This window comes from Oceanobacillus phoenicis, from assembly GCF_047238145.1.
Classification (GTDB): Bacteria; Bacillota; Bacilli; order Bacillales; family Amphibacillaceae; genus Oceanobacillus.
Genome location: NZ_JBDFME010000001.1, coordinates 1,169,292 through 1,186,607 on the forward strand (window position 1 = coordinate 1,169,292; position 17,316 = coordinate 1,186,607).

Here is a 17,316-nt window from a genome sequence, read left to right on the forward strand (position 1 = left end):
AAAATCTCCCGATTAATTAGAAAAGTCAGTTAAGATAAAAGAACAATTGCAAAGGGAGGGAGGAGTAGCATGGGAGAAAAATTAAAGCGCATACAAAACAAAGAATTAGGGCAAAAAGTGGTAACTGCAGAAGAAGCAGCGTCATGGATTCAAGATGGTATGACATTAGGTCTTAGTGGATTTACACGTGCAGGAGATGCGAAGGCGGTTCCGACTGCATTAGTGAAAAGAGTAGAGGCGGGAGAATCCATCAAAGTCAATGTTTACACAGGGGCGTCTTTAGGGTCTAATATCGATAAGCTGTTTGCTGAAGCGGGAATTGTGAATAAACGAATTCCCTTTCAGGCTGAACCATCTATGCGAAAGGCAATAAATGCTGGGGAACATTTATTTGTCGATCAACATCTATCTCATACATCAGAAATGCTTCGTGGTGATGCGATGGAGGCAGTCGATTATGCCATTTTAGAAGCGATTTCTGTAACAGAAAATGGATATATTATTCCAAGTACATCTGTAGGTAACTCAGTAGCATTTGCTGAGACTGCAGAGAACATTATTATTGAACTCAATACTGCTCAACCGATGGAATTAGAAGGGATGCATGATATTTATAGCCCAGGTAAACAAGGGGATCGTGATCCAATTCCTTTAAAAGAAGTCGATCAGCGTATTGGAAAGGTCGGTATTCAGGTTGATCTGGATAAAATTAAGGGGATAGTTTTTACACATCAGCCTGATTCACCTTCAACAATTGTTCCACCAGATAAAGAAACACAACAAATTACGAATCATCTACTGAATTTCTTTAGGGAAGAGATTCAGGCAGGACGATTAACAGAGAGACTTATGCCTTTGCAATCCGGAATAGGTTCCGTTGCTAATGCTGTATTACATGGAATGTTAGATTCTGAGTTTAAAGATTTGACCGTCTATTCAGAAGTACTTCAAGATGCAGTCTTCGATTTGATTGATGCAGGCAAGGTAAGCTTTGCTTCTGCATGTTCCATCACATTATCAGAAGATAAGATGAAACAAGTATTTAATAATCTATCGGAGTATCAGAGTAAACTTGTCTTACGTCCACAAGAAATCTCTAATCATCCAGAAATCATTCGCCGACTGGGACTAATTGCAATTAACACAGCATTAGAATTTGATATTTACGGTAATGTGAATTCCACACACGTTGGTGGAACAAAAATGATGAATGGTATTGGTGGATCAGGAGACTTTGCCAGAAATGCTAGATTAGGAATTTTTGTAACAAAGTCAATTGCTAAAAATGGAGACATATCTAGTATTGTTCCATATGTATCTCATACCGATCATACCGAACACGATGTAGATGTAATTGTTACAGAACAAGGCTACGCAGATCTCCGTGGCTTGGCACCTCGAGAACGAGTGCCGCAAATTATTGAAAATTGTGCGCACCCTTTATATAAGGAAGCGCTATGGGAGTATTACCAAGAAGCACTAGAACGGGGTGGGCAGACTCCGCATTTACTAGAAAAAGCTTTTTCTTGGCATTCTAAATTCCGAGAGCATGGTACCATGCGTCCAGCAGTACCACAAGTGTAAGACAAAAGGGGATATTATATTACAAAACACATGAGCAGCGGGCAGGCTACTCATGTGTTTTTTTATGTATAATAGATAAAGTATGATAACTTGCTAGAAAATTGACTATAATGGTACGATGAGGGTTGCTTAATGATGAAGTTCAAAAAGTCCGGCACGATCATCCTTTTTGAATTCGCATTTAAATACGTTAGTTGAGGGAGTCTATAATGACTGGGAAAAAATCATTACCATTCACTGTTTCAAAAAACGAAACATTTTTTGATCGATTAGGAGACTACGTTGGAGATGTCTTCTATGATATATTACCTGAAAAAGGGTTTGAACTCCGTGATGAGCAAATATTTATGGCTTTTCAACTGGAGCAAGCATTTAAACATAAAAGAACCATGTTTGCAGAAGCTGGAGTAGGTACTGGTAAAACAATCGTCTATTTACTATATGCGATTTGTTATGCCCGTTATATGGGAAAGCCAGTAATTATTTCATGCGCTGATGAAACGCTGATCGAGCAGCTTGTAAAAGAAGGCGGAGATATTGAAAAATTGGAGAAAGCTCTAGACTTAGAAGTAGATGTAAGGCTTGCAAAAGCTAGAGAAAACTATGTCTGTATGAAAAAGTTGGATCCATTGGTTGAGAAAACTAATGATGAAGATATATTAGCAGTACATGATCAAATTCCTGATTTTGTCTTTGATCAAGGGGTTTCTATGCAGACTTTCTACCGGTATGGGGACCGGAAAGAATATCCATGGGTATCCAATGAACAATGGGAACAAATTGGCTGGGATCCATTAAAACAATGTGCGACATGTGACTGGAGACATCGTAGTGCGCAAACGTTGAACCGTGAATATTACCGCCATGCTCAAGATCTTATTATTTGTTCACATGATTTTTACATGGAGCATGTCTGGACCAAAGAATCACGTAAGCGTGAAGGGCAATTACCACTGCTTCCCGAGGCGAGCTCTGTCATTTTTGATGAAGGACATTTATTAGAATTTGCAGCACAAAAAGGGCTTACCTATCGTTTTAACTTCAATAATATTACAAGTGTCTTGACTGGATATACTGGACAAGATGTTCGAGAGGAATCGTTACAGCTAGCAGAGGATATTTTAGCCTTGCATGATGAATGGTTTGACGTTATTACAAATAGTGCCGTACGTATTGAAGGGTCCGATCGATTAGAAATTCCTCGTACTGAAACGATGTTAGAAATGGCGAAACGATTAGATGGAATGGTGGAGGAATTATTAGAACAGCTTGTATTTGATGCAGAGCTATTTACAATTGATGCTTACCATACCAAGATTATTGAAGAATATCTAGAGTTCTTTTCTTATGGATTATCCATCTTATTAAATGATGATGAAGGGATTTATTGGTTAGAACAAGATGAAACGAATAGCAGTCTTGTTATAATGCCGAGGTTGGTTGAGAACGTATTACGAGAAGAAGTATTCTCTCAAAATATTCCATTTATATTTTCTTCCGCTACTTTATCACAGGACAATGACTTTACCTATCTGCAAAAGAGCTTAGGTATTGGACAGTACGATTCTTTTTCAGTGGAATCTCCATTTGATTATGAAACAAATCGAGAAATAACTCTGCATTCTTATCAGGAATCAGATGAGCGATTCAAAGGAATCCAAGAACAGTTAAATCACAACTTGGGGCATAGTCTTATCCTGTTCCGTTCAGAAGGCGATATGAATGATTTTCGTCAATGGGCTAAGAAGCAGAACTGGGAATATGAAATGCTTTATGAAGGAGATCAAGAAATTAGTGAGATTGTCCGCAAATTTCAGTATGATGTCTCATCTGTGTTATGTGCCTACCATTTATGGGAAGGGTTAGATATCCCAGGTAAAGCACTTAGCCAAGTGATTATTGCATCCTTACCTTATCCGCCGAATGATCCAGTATTTAAGGCGAAGCGAAAACACGTTAAAGATTCATTACATGAAATTGACATACCGTACATGATGTTACGGATGAAACAAGGAATAGGTCGACTTATTCGTACAGAAAGTGATTCAGGAGTCGTCCATATATGGCAACATGCTGCTGATACTACAGTACTGGATTCATTATTAAATAGTTGATAGAGTGAGACTCGAGTGATGTGTAACGCATTGCTCGAGTTTTTTTGAAACTTTATTCAACGGATAAACGTATTACTTATATAAAGGTGGAATGATACGATGAAAAAGTATTTTACAATAATGATATTATCCATGGTGGTTTTTATTATTAGCGGTTGTTCCGAAGACCGTTCGTTTACAATCGATGAAGTACAAATTGATGCTCAAATACAAGATGACGGTACGATTACTGTACAAGAACTATATACATATACCTTTGAAGGTGCATATGAAGGTACAACCAGGTCTATTCATTCAGATGCCAAAGATTTTCAAGCATTTTTAACGTCAAGTGATGATCCCACTATATCAACGGAAGGTCTAGAGAAGTTAACAACCGAAGAAGAGGATGATGTGTGGAAAATCTATACTGAATCAAATAATGAGACAAAAAGAGTATTGTACAGCTATGAAGTGCATGGTTCTATCACGAAGTATGAAGATGTTGCTGATTTAACGTATGCATTTTTTAATAGTGATAATGAAACAGATCTAGATAATGTAACGATCTCTATCCATACTCCACATCAAACAGATGAGAATATACATTTCTTTTTACATGACGATGAAAGTGGACAGCTAAGTATTATTGATAGTAGTATTCAGTACACCAATTCGACTTTACTGGCAGGGAAGGATTCAGAAATGCGGTTGTTGTTTCCTTCTGAACAACTCTCCGGTATGGAAATTGATGAACATAAAGAAATGGAATTAGCTATTTTACAAACGGAAGAAGAACTCGAAAATCGTATTCAGCAATTAGAGACGGCAACAAGCGGAATTACCTCAATCATCTGGGGAGGTATTGTAGTAGTACTGTTAGCAGGGATTTATTTATTTTATGTGCACCCGAATCGATATCGTGGAGATAAAGGTTCTGATTTTTTGATACGGGTTTTTGAAGAGACGGACCCTTTAATGAATAGCTTCTTGAAAAAAGGTTCCCTAATGCCGGAAAGTTTTATTGCTGCGCTTTTCTCATTAAAACAAAGAGGTATCGTTACCATGTCTCAAGTACCTTCAGAGAGAACAGAAGGAGAATATACGTATCGATTTTCGTGGACAAAGTCACAGGCTCATATAAATGAAGCGGACCAATTTTTTAAGAAATGGTTGTTTACAGAAAGTGATGAGAAGGGTGTATACTTTCTCCTTGAATCCATACAAGAAGATCAGCATCTTTCAGATGAAGAAAAAGAAAAGCAAGCAGAAACATTCCATAATAAATTCCAACAATGGGAAGAAATCGTAATGGAACAAGATAGATTTCAAGATTTACGTCGCCCTTTTTCTGGATATACGTTACTATCAATCATCTCTACAATTGCTGTAAGTGCTTTGTGTTATTATCTTCTAACGATTCAACCTATTTCTCAAACGGAACAATGGATATTAACCGTAATCCTAGGTGTTCTTGCGATTCTGAGTATTTGGTTCCGACGACAGAAATGGATATTAGGGTTACTATATTTCTATCTTTTAGTTTTTCCTACTTTATTCTTTACAGTTAATGCAGGTACTATTTTATCTCTAGTTTTTTATGGAATTACAGGTTTAGTCGTACTGATTACTCCTGCAAGCTATTGGATAAAGGATATTCGCAAGCGGAAATATGCAGTACGACATGCATATCATTTATTTGCGACCAATCAATACCCTGTATCTTCGGAACCGGATAGGATGGAACAACGATTAGAGTATGCAATTGTAATTGGAGCAGAAGATAAATTTGCTAAAGTATGTAAAGAATTAAATCTCACTCAGGATCTTAAGAGTGCTTTTCCATTAATTTATTATCCTGATGCAACAGCTAGTACATTTAATACAAGTAATATGATGATAAATCCAGCGGTATATGGTAGTAACTCTAGTAGTAATACAACTAGCAGTACAGGTGGTGGAGGCGCAGGAGCGTTTTAATGTATAAAAAAGGAGCTAGTTATAATGCTAGCTCCTTTTGTTTGTTTTAATAAGTCCAATAAAATGAGTTAATATCTTAGCTGTCAATCCCCAGATTGTTTGATCATTATATTGATAAAACAATTCCTCGACATGACGCATACGCCAATCATAATTTTCTCCCCCAACAATTAAATGATAAGGAAAGTTATCTTCCGGTTTTACATGTAAATGTACTTTATATCTTTGTGGTTCTGTTTCCAAGAAGAAAGATAAGGGTACGGTAAATGTATGATCAACTTCAGTTGGGTTGGGTTCTACTTTGTCAGGATGTATGATCCTACCAACAAACGGATAGATTATCCTTCCGAGGTCATTCACGATGTAGTCCAGTGGTATTGGGTCAGTAATATCTTGTTCCGAAAGCCCAAGTTCTTCTGTTGTTTCTCTAATCGCGCAGTGAGAGGGATCCTTATCCGTAGAATCAACTCGACCACCTGGAAAACATATATCTCCTGGCTGACTACGCATTTGCATAGAACGCACTTCAAATAATATGTGGGTTTCACCATCGATTTCGATTAGTGGAATAATAACAGAGGATTCTTTAAAGTGTTCATGCCCCATAAGGGATGGAGTTCGATCGTGAAGTTGGTTAAATATTTCTTGAATATTCATTGCATTACCTCCTGTAAGAACATGGATTTAATGATATCCATACTTTCATTCTATAATTGTTTCTGTTGACTGTCACTTAAGAGGAATTATTTTAGCTAATTCCTGTATACATCTGAGGAACTCGACTGAAATGGAAATCAAAAAGCAACATTCGAACTTACTAATGACATATCTGATTTTGAAATTAATTCAACTTTGATACAATAAAATAAATGAAGATGGGGAGATGGGTAGGAATGCGACATGCAATATATCAAATGGATATTGTTCCGGGGAATGCAGAAGCAAATCGAACAAAGGTGAAAACATGGTTAGAACGAACTGTTTCCATGAACGATATTGACATAATCGTACTTCCTGAAATGTGGACAACTGGATATACACTTGCAGAGCTAAGTGAAATTGCTGATGAAGAAGAAGAACCGACTTGTACATTTTTACAACAGTTAGCTTTGGAAAACCAGGTACATATTATAGGTGGATCGATAGCAAATAAACGGAATGGAAAAATATATAACACAGCAATTGTTGTAAATTGCAATGGTGAAAAAGTATATAAGTACGATAAAATTCATCTCGTTCCTATGTTAGATGAACCAACCTATTTGGATGGCGGGGAAGAGAAAGTACGTACATTTGAATTAGATGGTATAAAGATGGGAGTAATTATTTGTTATGACCTTCGATTTCCAGAACTTACTCGTGCATTAGCTGTATCTGGTGCCGAAGTAATTTATCTTGTGGCAGAATGGCCATCAGCGAGAAAAGAACATTGGAAAGCATTACAACTTGCAAGGGCGATTGAAAACCAGTGTTATATTATTTCAGCGAATAGAGTTGGCATATATGATAATGTGGAGTTTTGTGGCTTATCCTCGGTGATTAATCCGTGGGGAGAGACACAAACATTAGGTTCGGAGCATAACGAGGAAACAATTGTCGACAGTATTGATCGAAAGAAAGTAAGTGAAGCGAGAAAGAATGTACCTATTTTTGAAAGTAGGGTTCCGAAGCTTTATTAAAATAATAAGTAAAGCATTTTTTACAAAACAAAAATAAAGATCCAAACTACTAATCAGAGCTTGGATCTTTTAATCATTAATTATTATTTTTGACGTTTGGCGGATCGGTTAGCTTCCCTGTACAAATATCTTCTGTAACATGAACCTGACAGGTTTTACCTTTACTATTCACGAATTTAAAAATACCGTTATTAAAGTCTGTGCCGATCTCTTTATAAAAAATACCTTCATATAAATTATGCTTCGAACGTGCAAAACTTAAGCGATAAGCCTCTTTTTCTTCATCTTTTTGCAAGAATCCACGCACACCTTTTTCATAAATCGTATCATCTGTACTTTTCAATGTGCGATCTACAGAAACGATATGAAGATCGATAAAGGTAATCTCACGTAGCAATACATTAACAAAGGATCCTTTTGTGATTTCTTCCCAGCGATTTTGTGCACTTTGACCTATAATAATTTGTGTAATATTATGTTGATGTGCTACTTCTTTAATCGCTTTTACGGATGAGCGCCTTTCATTATCTCGGATAATGAAGTCTTCAACATCAAGTTCATCACAAAGTTCTTTCCAGCGTTCTACATAACCGGATTTATCTGCATCGAATTCATCGTAAGGTAAAGCATCTACAGTTAATACATATAAAGGACAATCCATGATTCGCGCAAGCTTATGTCCACGTCGTATTAAACGCTCTCCATTTGGACCATAGTATACGCAGACAAGGATGCTTTCGTCCATGCGGCCTCTAATTTTTTTCATAACGGCAACTCACCTCTTTAATATATTCATTTAACGATTTTTCCGGTTCGTAGATACATGTGAGAATCTAATCCTTTTCATTATGTTTGGATAACCGGATGATAACGTTTATTTTGTTTATAATAAATATGAAATTTATTTTGTTTTTCCATGAAACTGTATTATTCTAACACGTATTTATCTATTCGTATATACCTTATTTCTAATTTTTTTAAAAGATTCATACATGGAGTCATTCTTTTACTAGCATACTTGAAAAGAATAAGAAATTCTAGTCTATACCGTGGTAAAGTGTTCAAGCATGCACTGGTTAATGAATTCCTGTATAATTACTAATGTAAATTGCGGGATAAACTTCAAAGCAGAGCAGTCATCTTTAGAGTAGATAAAAAAACACTTTTTTATACCACGAAATATTCAATAAATGGATGCACATCCACTTTTATTATGCCTTTCCATTTGTTACTAACACATCCACCTATTTTGCAACAAATGGGTGTCATAGATATTCAATAAATAGTATATCCTGTTATCTTTATTGTGTGATAGCAGTAACGTTAACCTATATTGATTGGAGGTTACAGTTTGACAACATTGATTATTGCAATAATGTTTCCTTTTATTGCAGCAGCAATTTTACCTTTCCTTTATAAATATGTACGGCGAATCCATGTCGGTTGGTTCGCATTACTCGTATCTACTGCTTTATTTATCTATTTTGCTCAATTTATCCCTACGATAGCTAGTGGAGAAGTCATCACCTTTACCTTAAATTGGATGCCATCTTACGGAATAAATATTACTTCGTATTTAGATGGATTAAGTTTGACTTTTTCTCTACTAATATCTGGTGTAGGTGCACTCGTTATTTTATATTCAATTTACTATCTTTCTTCTAAAGAGTCGCTCGGACACTTCTATACATACCTTATGTTATTTATGGGGGCAATGTTAGGAGTAGTAACATCCGATAATATGCTTGTTTTATATGTGTTTTGGGAGCTAACAAGTATTTCTTCGTTCCTTTTAATCGCCTTTTGGTACCAAAGGAAACGTTCAAGAGATGGTGCGAAAAAATCATTACTAATAACCGTTACTGGTGGTATAGCCATGTTAGTCGGTTTTATTATGGTCGGTCAAATGGCAGGCACATGGTCCATACGTGAAGTAATTGGTAATGTTAGCTCTTTTAATGATCATTATCTGTTTGTTGTAGCGATGATTTTAGTATTGCTCGGAGCATTTACAAAATCTGCTCAATTCCCTTTCCATATATGGTTACCTGATGCGATGGAGGCACCTACTCCGGTTAGTGCTTATTTGCATTCAGCTACCATGGTAAAAGCAGGTATCTACCTTGTTGCTAGATTTACACCTGTTTTTGGTGGAGAAGCTACCTGGTTCTGGGCTGTTACAGGTGTAGGACTATTTACACTGTTTTGGGGTTCTTTTAATGCCGTTCGACAAACCGATTTGAAGGCATTACTCGCATATTCAACAATTAGCCAACTCGGTATGATTATGAGTATGTTTGGTATTGGTTCTGCCGCATTAAATTTAGGATACTCTACAGAATCAGTCGCATTTACCAGTGCTTCATTTGCTGCTTTATTCCATCTCGTTAATCACTCTACCTTTAAAGGTGCGCTATTTATGGTGGTAGGTATCGTAGACCATAGTGTAGGGACTCGAGATATACGGCGACTTGGTGGATTGATTACTTTGATGCCTGTGACTTTCTCTATTGCGTTAATTGGAAGCTTGTCTATGGCAGGGTTACCACCATTTAATGGGTTCTTAAGTAAAGAAATGTTCTTTATGGCAGTTGTTAGTATAAGTGAAGCAGGATTCTTTGCTCTAGAAACTTGGGGAATTCTTCTACCGATAATTGCCTGGGTTGCAAGTGTATTTACCTTCGTCTATTCCGCAATACTAGTTGTAAAGACTTTCCTAGGTCCGTATCAAGAAGAAAAATTAGAACATCCTGCCCATGAACCAAAACTGGGGATGCTTATTTCTCCAATTATTTTAGCTATATTAGTTGTGGGTATTTTCTTCTTCCCGAATCTTATCGGAAAGAATTTAATTACACCCGCAATGGCTGGTATATTTCCAACGCTTGCTGCTGAAGGTGTAAAACTTGGCGAGTCTATCTATGCGTGGCATGGATTTGAAATTGAATTATTTATGACCATAGGAGTGGTACTTGTTGGTTTAGCATTATTCTTTACAAGAAAGTACTGGACAGGAGTATATAGGCTATTTCCAGAAAAGTGGTCGATTAATGTATTCTATGGCTTTATGTTAGATCAAGTGGAAGAGAGATCGACTGGTTTTACTAATGCATATATGACACAAAGCTTAAGAGACTATTTAGTATATATATATTTATTCTTTATTGTTGCTATAGGTGGAATACTTCTCTATACAGGGGCATATCAGTTTGAATTGCCTACAAATGCTTCTATTTCCAATTTTGAACTGATTACAGCTTTGGCAATGATGTCAGCAGCAATTGCTATACTATTTGCGAAATCAAGACTTACTGCAATCCTTTTAAATAGTATTTTAGGGTTTGGGGTAGCGATATTCTTTGTCTTATTTAGAGCACCAGATTTAGCTTTAACGCAGACGATCATAGAGACTGTTACAACTGTTTTATTTTTAGCAGCTTACTACTTCCTTCCTGAATGGAAGAAGGAAGATGCTCCAAAGAAAACACGAAATACAAATTTAGTAATTTCCATTTGTGTTGGAGTGGTATTTACGGTTGTTGCATTGATGGTCCAAAGTGGAAAAACATTTGAATCCATCTCGAAATTCTTCGAGGACTCATATGAGCTTGCTGGTGGAAATAATATGGTTAATGCTATCCTTGGGGATTTCCGTGCACTAGATACCATGCTAGAGGTAGTCGTTTTGCTAATTGCAGGTATTGGTGTATATATATTTATTAAATTAAAGAATGACCATAAGGAGGGTGAGCAGTATGAAGATAAATAATGTTATTCTTCGTACAGTCGCAAAGCTTGTTTCATTTATCATACTCACCCTTGCAGTTTATTTATTTCTTTCTGGACACCATAGTCCAGGAGGAGGTTTCATCGGAGGACTTGTATTAGCTTCTGCACTCGTATTGTTGTTTATCGTTTATGATATAGAGACAATACGAATCGCTCTACCATTTGATTTTAAAAAGGTGGCTGCGTTTGGAGCATTTCTTTCGGTCGGAACAGGTTTTGGAGCGCTGTTATTTGGAGAGGAATTTTTAAGTCAAACTTTTGATTATTTTAATTTGCCTTTCTTTGGCGAGACAGAACTTGCAACAGTGATGTTATTTGAAGCAGGAGTTGCATTGGCTGTTGTAGGCGTCGTAGTTACGATTATTTTAAGTATTAGTGAGGATGTATAACTATGGAAACATTAATAACCATCCTAGCAGGTATATTAGTAACGGTAGCTACGTATCTAATTTTATCTAAAAGTTTAATTAGAGTAATCTTAGGGACTGCTATTTTATCTCATGCTGCTCACTTATTGATCATCACAATGGCTGGATTGAAAAATGGAAGTGTACCAATTATTGGTGAAGGAGATGCAAATCCAGTTGATCCATTGCCTCAAGCGCTAATATTAACTTCTATTGTTATTAGCTTTGCTGTAACAGCAGTGTCCCTAGTGCTAGCTTACCGTACGTATCAGGAAACTGGAACAGATAAACTAGATGAGTTACGGGGGGATCGAAATGAATAATATTATTGCTATGCCTATGATGATCCCTATACTTGCAGGAATTCTTTTAATATTTTTCCGTCATCATATAAAACTACAACGTTGGGGTAGTTTTTCTGTGATGATTGCTAATATCGGAATCAGTGCATATATTTTGCATCAAATTCAACAAAATGGAATTCTCCGTCTCGATTTCGGTGGTTGGGAACCACCATTTGGAATATTATTTGTGGCTGATTCTTTTGCAATGCTACTTGTGTTAACTACAAGTATTGTTGCTGCACTATGTCTTGTTTACGCTTTTTCTTCCACTGAAAAGTCTTATGAGCATATGTTTTTCTACCCTTTTATTAATTTTCTTGTGGCAGGAGTAAATGGTTCTTTCTTAACAGGAGATTTATTTAACCTTTTTGTTTGTTTTGAAATCATGCTCTTAGCTTCGTATGTGTTAATTGCGTTTGGTGGACGTAAAGGTCAATTAAGAGAATCGATTAAATATGTCATTATAAATGTTGTTTCATCATGGATATTCTTAATTGCTATTGCCTACACTTATGGGGCATTAGGAACATTAAATTTCGCTCATCTTTCTGAGCGAATAGCTGAACAAGGACAGACGCCGATGTTGACGGTTGTGAGTATTGTATTTCTCACTGTATTTGCCTTGAAAGCAGGATTATTATTATTTTTCTGGTTGCCAGGTTCATATAGTGTTCCTTCAACAGCAATTGCTGCTCTATTTGGTGCACTACTTACAAAAGTTGGTATATATGCGATGTTCCGTGTGTTTACACTAATGTTTTATCATGAGCCGAATATTACCCATACGCTTATTGGAATACTTGCAGGAGCTACATTGATACTGGGAAGCATTGGAGCAGTAGCGTATAAAGATGTACGGTTAATCGTTTCTTATAATGTGGTTATAGCGGTTGGATTTATCTTAGTAGGGTTAGCTGTTGCAACCCCTGCTGCGTTGGAAGGGTCTATATTTTATTTAATCCATGACATGATTGTAAAAGCACTCTTATTCTTACTTGCTGGAACGATGATTGCTGTTACAAGGGAAACAAGAATTGATTATATGAGTGGACTTATACGAAATTATCCGCTACTTGGTTGGGTTTTCTTCATTGTTACACTTGCGTTAGCAGGGATTCCACCGTTAAGCGGATTTATTGGTAAAGTCTTAGTAGGTCAAGGAGCTGTTGAAGGCGGGTCTTATATTTTACTCGCTTTAGCGTTTATTTCCAGTATTTTTGTTCTTTATTCTTTACTGCGAGTGTTCCTTACTAGTTTTTGGGGAGAAACAATTATCAGTAAAGAAGATAAGATTCCAATGAAAAAAGGCTGGATTATTCCATGTGTGATATTAGCAGCAGGATCATTTATTCTTGGAATTGGAGTGGAACCTTTAACTGTTTATGTAAAAGATGCAGCTGAAGTGTTAGCTAACCCACAAATTTACATTGATGCGGTATTATATGATAACTAAGGATTGTCTTAGAGGAGGTGGATATGAATGCCCGCCCAGTTTTTATTAAATGTGTTTATAGCAGTATTATGGACATTAATAAGCGATGAAGATGAGTTAAGATTTACAACGTTTGTTGGCGGATATCTAGTAGGTATCGTAATCGTATTTTTAATGCATCGATTCTTTGGTGAACGTTTCTACTTAGGTAGATTCTTTGCTTTGATTAAATTAATATTCATCTATATCCGAGAATTAGTATTATCAACAAAACTAGTGCTGGGGCATATTTTAAGCCCGAAAATTAAAATTAAACCGGGCTTGTTTAAATATGAAACAGTACTCCGTGGTGACTGGGAAATAACCGCTCTAGCACTGTTATTAATGCTGACGCCCGGTTCTGTAGTTATAGAAGTAACGCAAGAGGGCGATGCTTTTTATATCCATGCGATGGATGTAGAAGAATCAAAAGATATGTTACTACGCTCGTTAAATAAATTCGAGAAAGCGATTATGGGGGTGACTAGATAATGATTCAAGGCATGTTAATTGCAGCACTAACTCTTTATGGTATTGGAATAGCGATAAGTGCATACCGCATTATTATAGGACCCAGCCTGCCAGATCGTGTAGTAGCATTAGATATGATAGGTGTTATGCTTGTATCGTCTATAGCTATTATCTCTGTGCTTCAGGGAACAAAAGCGTATCTAGAGGTTATTTTAATACTTGCGATCCTTGCTTTTATAAGTACGATTGCCTTCTCAAAATATATTGAGAGGGGGGTTATCATTGAGCGGAAACGAAATGATTGAATTTATTGCAGCACTATTTATGTTAGGCGGAGCAATTATGGCGGTAATAAGTGCGATCGGAATAATTCGCTTCCCCGATGTATATACTCGTTCTCATGCTGGTACAAAAAGTTCTACTTTAGCAGTCTTGATGACTTTATTAGGTGCTTTTATTTACTTTGCTTCTGAACAAGGGTTTTATAGTGTGCGTCTTTTATTAGGTATTGCTTTTGTATTCTTAACTGCTCCGGTAGCTGGACATTTAATAACAAGAGCGGCTTACCGTGCAAGTGTGAAAATGGCTGATACAACGATTGAAGACGAATTAAAGGATGTTATTAAGGAAGTTCAAGAAGAGACAAAAGAAGAAAAGAAAAATATAGAGGAACTTAAAGAAAATACAGTTGAAGAAGATGTTGAAACAGTAGATATGAACGATTCAAATACAGAAAGAGAACGTGAATAGTAGAAGCTCCATCCATCCTGGGTGGAGTTTTTTTAGATAAGAAAGTTATCTTATTAGCGTTCAACGTTGATGAGCTCTTTTTTTCGTTTTATTATGTTGGATAAGGGAATGCTACAAATAGAAGTAGTAGGAGGATGTCGCTATGGTAAAACCAATTCCAAAAGAAGAAGGTCTTGATCATACAGTTGCTTGGATGAATGAAGGGTATTTATTTCTCTCCAATCGTATGAATCAATTTAACTCAGATATTGTTGAAACGAAAATATTGGGTAAAAAATTTATTGCAATGCGTGGACCAAAAGCGGCTGAGTTATTCTATGATTCATCACGGTTTATTCGTGATGGTGCAATTCCTAAAAATGTAGCAGATATTATAATCGGAAAGAAAAGTGTATTTCTGTTGGATGATGGGCAACATCATAAACGAAAACAAATGCTTTTAAATGTATTTGATGAAGAACAGCTACTAAAACTGGAGCAAATAAGTAGGAATCAGTGGGGAATCGCTATTGAACGGTGGGAACAAATTGGTAAGATAGTATTGCTAGATGAATTGGAACGATTGTTCACCATTATTGTTTGTAATTGGATAGGTATTCCTTTGTATGCCAAAAATGTCTCTTTACGCACAAAAGATATTCGTTCCATGCTGACGGCTTTTACAAATAAAGGAAAGAATTATTTCCAGGGAAATCAAGCGAAAAAGCGGGCGCTTAAATGGATATCTTATATTATTAGACAAGTAAGAACAGGCAGAATCCACCCACATGAGCAATCTCCACTGTATCAAATCGCTTGGTATGAACGTTCAAACGGTAAATTACTACCTATTGTAAATGCTGCCGAAGAAGTATTAAATATAATACGGCCGTTTGTTGCCATTACTAGATACGCTTGTTTTAGTCAATTAGCTTTGCTAGAAAATCCACAAATAATGCAAAGACTTCGTGAAGATGCACTATATGTCAATTGGTTTATTCAGGAAGTAAAGCGATTTTATCCTGCGGTTCCTTTTGTTGTTGCAAAGGCACGAGAGAGCTTTATATGGGAAGACAGATATTTTCCAAAAAACAGACTTGTCTTGTTAGATTTATATGGTTCGAATCATCATCCAAATACATGGGATGAACCAGAAAAATTCATACCTGAGCGGTTTCAATTTTTAAATGAAAAAGAGCATTACAGACTTATTCCACAGGGAGCGGGTGACTTAGAGTTTGGTCACCGATGTGTGGGTGAGGAAATAACAACACAAATGATGCGAATAAGTTTAGAATATTTGTTGCAATTAGATTATGATTTGCCTGATCAAGACTTGGATTATAAGCTAAACCGAATCCCAGCTCAACCAAGTAGCAAAATTGTCTTGCAAAATATACGGACTAGAGAATAATTATAGAGTCGCATCCGAATTTCATACCAAATGTTTGCTGTTTTGATTACCATTACAAACAGACACTTTTTAGCAGGCACGGCTTCAACTAACTAGGAAAAGTTAGACCCTTTTCCTAGTGGATTTTCAAGCTCCCTGTACTGAGCAGGAGTCGCCGTCTTCCATTACAATCAAATTCAAGGTATTGCTATAATTCGAGTATTATTATATGACTATAAAAAAATATCCGAACCGCAGTTTCACATATATGTGAAACTGTTAAGTTCGGATATTTTTTGTTAATCCATAATTTCTCCAATAATCTCATAAGAACGAAGGCGTGCCTTCATATCATATATTTGTGAGGTAATAATCATCTCGTCTGCTTCTGTTTCTTTACGAAACGCTTCGATTCCTTTTTTGATCGTCTCTTTACTGCCAATTATCGTTGTACGAGGATCTAAAGATTCTTCAACCGCAGCTTTCTCCATTGGAGACCATATAGTGTCCATATTTTCTACAGGTGGTTGGAGTTTCGATTCTTTGCCTCTACGTAAATTAAGAAATTGGATACGGTGGGAATTTGCTAAGTACTCAGCTTCTTCATCCGTATCAGCAGCAATAACATTAATACCAACCATTGCATAAGGTTTATCCAATATGTTAGAAGGCTGGAAATTTCTTCGGTATAGCTGTAATGCTGGTACTGTATACTGTGGTGCGAAATGAGAAGCAAATGAGAAAGGAAGTCCTTTTTCAGCTGCTAATCGTGCGCTAAAATCACTAGAACCTAACAGCCATATGGGAATATCTAAACCCTTACCAGGAACTGCTTTTACTTGTGATACGGGATCATTAGAAAAATAATCCTGTAGTTCGTTTACTTGCATAGGAAACTCATCTGGACCTGCATGTAATGTTCTTCTTAAAGCGTAGGCAGTAGCTTGGTCGCTTCCGGGAGCTCTACCTAAACCAAGATCAATTCTGCCTGGATATAGAGATTCCAATGTTCCAAATTGCTCAGCAATCACAAGTGTAGCGTGATTCGGTAACATTACTCCACCAGAGCCTATTCGCATATGATTGGTATGACCTGCAATATGACCTATTAGAACTGAAGTCGCAGAACTACCAATACCCTGCATATTATGATGCTCTGCTAGCCAATAACGATTGAAACCTAGCTTTTCTACATGTTGTGCTAATCGTACACTATCTTGAAAAGCCTGTTTTGCATCGGAACCTTGAACAATAGGAGCTAAATCTAATACAGAAAGCGGTATATCTTGGAATGTTTTGTGTTCGTTGTTTGTTAACATTAAGTAACCTCCTTGCTTTCTAGGTTATGAGAACTATGATAAGTGTTTCTTCTTTTA

Annotated in this window: 15 protein-coding genes; 12 read left to right on the plus strand and 3 right to left on the minus strand. The window is 36.6% G+C overall.

Annotation, left to right across the window (positions count from 1 at the left end):
• The first annotated feature begins 69 nt into the window (after positions 1 to 69).
• From scpC to ABC346_RS06275, 3 genes are all read left to right on the plus strand, one after another.
• The gene (scpC, locus tag ABC346_RS06265) at positions 70 to 1,584 is read left to right on the plus strand and encodes a succinyl-CoA:acetate CoA-transferase ScpC (RefSeq protein ID WP_413234030.1); all 1,515 of its coding nucleotides are present in this window, start codon (positions 70 to 72) and stop codon (positions 1,582 to 1,584) included.
• Positions 1,585 to 1,793: 209 nt separating this feature from the next.
• Complete coding sequence (locus ABC346_RS06270; protein ID WP_413234031.1) at positions 1,794 to 3,698, plus strand: ATP-dependent DNA helicase; 1,905 nt, start codon at positions 1,794 to 1,796, stop codon at positions 3,696 to 3,698.
• Between the two features lie 99 nt (positions 3,699 to 3,797).
• Positions 3,798 to 5,657: a DUF2207 domain-containing protein gene (locus ABC346_RS06275; RefSeq protein ID WP_413234032.1), complete on the plus strand. Its 1,860-nt coding sequence runs from the start codon at positions 3,798 to 3,800 to the stop codon at positions 5,655 to 5,657.
• Between the two features lie 27 nt (positions 5,658 to 5,684).
• Here ABC346_RS06275 and ABC346_RS06280 read toward each other — a convergent pair whose 3' ends face one another.
• A complete protein-coding gene (locus tag ABC346_RS06280; RefSeq protein WP_413234033.1) occupies positions 5,685 to 6,314 on the minus strand; it encodes an NUDIX hydrolase in 630 nt (209 codons plus the stop codon).
• 236 nt (positions 6,315 to 6,550) lie between these two features.
• Here ABC346_RS06280 and ABC346_RS06285 point away from each other — a divergent pair, with 236 nt between their 5' ends.
• Entirely contained in the window at positions 6,551 to 7,336 is a 786-nt protein-coding gene (locus ABC346_RS06285) for a carbon-nitrogen family hydrolase (protein ID WP_413234034.1), read from the plus strand.
• Positions 7,337 to 7,412: 76 nt separating this feature from the next.
• Here ABC346_RS06285 and ABC346_RS06290 read toward each other — a convergent pair whose 3' ends face one another.
• Complete coding sequence (locus tag ABC346_RS06290; protein WP_413234035.1) at positions 7,413 to 8,102, minus strand: histidine kinase; 690 nt, start codon at positions 8,100 to 8,102, stop codon at positions 7,413 to 7,415.
• A gap of 585 nt (positions 8,103 to 8,687) precedes the next feature.
• Here ABC346_RS06290 and ABC346_RS06295 point away from each other — a divergent pair.
• The 8 genes from ABC346_RS06295 (at position 8,688) to ABC346_RS06330 (ending at position 15,961) form a co-directional block, all read left to right on the plus strand.
• Positions 8,688 to 11,105: a Na+/H+ antiporter subunit A gene (locus tag ABC346_RS06295; RefSeq protein ID WP_413234036.1), complete on the plus strand. Its 2,418-nt coding sequence runs from the start codon at positions 8,688 to 8,690 to the stop codon at positions 11,103 to 11,105.
• Complete coding sequence (locus tag ABC346_RS06300) at positions 11,092 to 11,514, plus strand: Na(+)/H(+) antiporter subunit B (protein WP_413234037.1); 423 nt, start codon at positions 11,092 to 11,094, stop codon at positions 11,512 to 11,514. Before ABC346_RS06295 ends, ABC346_RS06300 begins: the two co-directional genes overlap by 14 nt.
• Before the next feature lie 2 nt (positions 11,515 to 11,516).
• The gene (locus tag ABC346_RS06305; protein ID WP_413234038.1) at positions 11,517 to 11,855 is read left to right on the plus strand and encodes a Na(+)/H(+) antiporter subunit C; all 339 of its coding nucleotides are present in this window, start codon (positions 11,517 to 11,519) and stop codon (positions 11,853 to 11,855) included.
• The gene (locus tag ABC346_RS06310; RefSeq protein ID WP_413234039.1) at positions 11,848 to 13,329 is read left to right on the plus strand and encodes a Na+/H+ antiporter subunit D; all 1,482 of its coding nucleotides are present in this window, start codon (positions 11,848 to 11,850) and stop codon (positions 13,327 to 13,329) included. The genes ABC346_RS06305 and ABC346_RS06310 overlap by 8 nt, the downstream gene beginning before the upstream one ends.
• A 27-nt stretch (positions 13,330 to 13,356) precedes the next feature.
• Positions 13,357 to 13,839, plus strand: a complete 483-nt coding sequence (locus ABC346_RS06315; RefSeq protein ID WP_413234040.1) for a Na+/H+ antiporter subunit E — start codon at positions 13,357 to 13,359, stop codon at positions 13,837 to 13,839.
• Positions 13,839 to 14,123 carry a Na(+)/H(+) antiporter subunit F1 gene (locus tag ABC346_RS06320; protein ID WP_017798327.1) on the plus strand — a complete coding sequence of 95 codons (285 nt, stop codon included), beginning with the start codon at positions 13,839 to 13,841 and terminating at the stop codon, positions 14,121 to 14,123. The genes ABC346_RS06315 and ABC346_RS06320 overlap by 1 nt, the downstream gene beginning before the upstream one ends.
• Positions 14,116 to 14,568 carry a Na+/H+ antiporter subunit G gene (locus ABC346_RS06325; RefSeq protein WP_413236520.1) on the plus strand — a complete coding sequence of 151 codons (453 nt, stop codon included), beginning with the start codon at positions 14,116 to 14,118 and terminating at the stop codon, positions 14,566 to 14,568. The genes ABC346_RS06320 and ABC346_RS06325 overlap by 8 nt, the downstream gene beginning before the upstream one ends.
• A 142-nt stretch (positions 14,569 to 14,710) precedes the next feature.
• The gene (locus ABC346_RS06330) at positions 14,711 to 15,961 is read left to right on the plus strand and encodes a cytochrome P450 (RefSeq protein WP_413234041.1); all 1,251 of its coding nucleotides are present in this window, start codon (positions 14,711 to 14,713) and stop codon (positions 15,959 to 15,961) included.
• A gap of 278 nt (positions 15,962 to 16,239) precedes the next feature.
• Here the strand turns inward: ABC346_RS06330 and ABC346_RS06335 are convergent, their stop codons facing one another.
• Positions 16,240 to 17,259, minus strand: coding sequence for an LLM class flavin-dependent oxidoreductase (locus ABC346_RS06335; protein WP_413234042.1), 1,020 nt, complete (start codon positions 17,257 to 17,259; stop codon positions 16,240 to 16,242).
• Positions 17,260 to 17,316: the final 57 nt, after the last annotated feature.

Bases quoted from the DNA above. Each gene is read 5' to 3' on its own strand.
- scpC (WP_413234030.1), top strand. From the start codon at position 70: ATGGGAGAAAAATTAAAGCGCATACAAAACAAAGAATTAGGGCAAAAA.
- ABC346_RS06270 (WP_413234031.1), top strand. From the start codon at position 1,794: ATGACTGGGAAAAAATCATTACCATTCACTGTTTCAAAAAACGAAACA.
- ABC346_RS06275 (WP_413234032.1), top strand. From the start codon at position 3,798: ATGAAAAAGTATTTTACAATAATGATATTATCCATGGTGGTTTTTATT.
- ABC346_RS06280 (WP_413234033.1), bottom strand. From the start codon at position 6,314: ATGAATATTCAAGAAATATTTAACCAACTTCACGATCGAACTCCATCC.
- ABC346_RS06285 (WP_413234034.1), top strand. From the start codon at position 6,551: ATGCGACATGCAATATATCAAATGGATATTGTTCCGGGGAATGCAGAA.
- ABC346_RS06290 (WP_413234035.1), bottom strand. From the start codon at position 8,102: ATGAAAAAAATTAGAGGCCGCATGGACGAAAGCATCCTTGTCTGCGTA.
- ABC346_RS06300 (WP_413234037.1), top strand. From the start codon at position 11,092: ATGAAGATAAATAATGTTATTCTTCGTACAGTCGCAAAGCTTGTTTCA.
- ABC346_RS06305 (WP_413234038.1), top strand. From the start codon at position 11,517: ATGGAAACATTAATAACCATCCTAGCAGGTATATTAGTAACGGTAGCT.
- ABC346_RS06310 (WP_413234039.1), top strand. From the start codon at position 11,848: ATGAATAATATTATTGCTATGCCTATGATGATCCCTATACTTGCAGGA.
- ABC346_RS06315 (WP_413234040.1), top strand. From the start codon at position 13,357: ATGCCCGCCCAGTTTTTATTAAATGTGTTTATAGCAGTATTATGGACA.
- ABC346_RS06320 (WP_017798327.1), top strand. From the start codon at position 13,839: ATGATTCAAGGCATGTTAATTGCAGCACTAACTCTTTATGGTATTGGA.
- ABC346_RS06325 (WP_413236520.1), top strand. From the start codon at position 14,116: ATGATTGAATTTATTGCAGCACTATTTATGTTAGGCGGAGCAATTATG.
- ABC346_RS06330 (WP_413234041.1), top strand. From the start codon at position 14,711: ATGGTAAAACCAATTCCAAAAGAAGAAGGTCTTGATCATACAGTTGCT.
- ABC346_RS06335 (WP_413234042.1), bottom strand. From the start codon at position 17,259: ATGTTAACAAACAACGAACACAAAACATTCCAAGATATACCGCTTTCT.